Consider the following 814-nt stretch of genomic DNA (forward strand, 5'->3'; position numbering starts at 1 on the left):
TATGCGGGTGTGGCGGAATTGGCAGACGCACTAGACTTAGGATCTAGCGCCTTTGGCGTGGGGGTTCGACTCCCTTCACCCGCACTTTTAATAAAATATCTCAAACATGTCTTGCGGAAGTAGTTCAGTGGTAGAATACAACCTTGCCAAGGTTGGGGTCGCGGGTTCGAATCCCGTCTTCCGCTCCAATTTTCAATATGACATGCCGGGGTGGCGGAACAGGCAGACGCACAGGACTTAAAATCCTGCGGTGGGTGACCACCGTGCGGGTTCGACCCCCGCCCTCGGCACCATATGCGCCCGTAGCTCAATTGGATAGAGCGTTTGACTACGGATCAAGAGGTTAGGGGTTCGACTCCTCTCGGGCGCGTTTTCTTTCGGGAAGTGGCTCAGCTTGGTAGAGCACCTGGTTTGGGACCAGGGGGTCGCAGGTTCAAATCCTGTCTTCCCGATACTTGTTTGGGGCCTTAGCTCAGCTGGGAGAGCGCCTGCCTTGCACGCAGGAGGTCAGCGGTTCGATCCCGCTAGGCTCCACCATTAGTTCTTTGAAAACTGAACGAAACAAACAACGTGAAACGTCAATTTTTATTTTAGATGCTAGACAAACTAACTTTATTGGAGAGTTTGATCCTGGCTCAGGATGAACGCTGGCGGCGTGCCTAATACATGCAAGTCGAGCGAATGAATTAAGAGCTTGCTCTTATGAAGTTAGCGGCGGACGGGTGAGTAACACGTGGGTAACCTGCCCATAAGACTGGGATAACTCCGGGAAACCGGGGCTAATACCGGATAACATTTTGAACTGCATGGTTCG

General features: G+C 52.3%; 6 tRNA genes and 1 rRNA gene. All 7 read left to right on the plus strand.

What is annotated here, in order from left to right:
* Nucleotides 1-3 precede the first annotated feature (3 nt).
* Nucleotides 4-84 (plus strand) — tRNA-Leu (locus tag HMPREF1014_RS29185).
* A 29-nt stretch (nt 85-113) separates the two neighbouring features.
* A tRNA-Gly gene (locus HMPREF1014_RS29190) sits at nt 114-188 on the plus strand.
* 16 nt (nt 189-204) lie between these two features.
* Nucleotides 205-293 (plus strand) — tRNA-Leu (locus HMPREF1014_RS29195).
* Between the two features lie 3 nt (nt 294-296).
* Nucleotides 297-370: transfer RNA gene (locus HMPREF1014_RS29200), tRNA-Arg, on the plus strand.
* An 8-nt stretch (nt 371-378) separates the two neighbouring features.
* Nucleotides 379-452, plus strand: a tRNA-Pro gene (locus tag HMPREF1014_RS29205).
* A gap of 9 nt (nt 453-461) precedes the next feature.
* Nucleotides 462-537, plus strand: a tRNA-Ala gene (locus HMPREF1014_RS29210).
* Between the two features lie 75 nt (nt 538-612).
* A 16S ribosomal RNA gene (locus HMPREF1014_RS29215) occupies nt 613-814 on the plus strand; the annotation flags it as partial.

The organism is Bacillus sp. 7_6_55CFAA_CT2 (assembly GCF_000238655.1).
GTDB classification, from domain to species: Bacteria; Bacillota; Bacilli; order Bacillales; family Bacillaceae_G; genus Bacillus_A; species Bacillus_A cereus.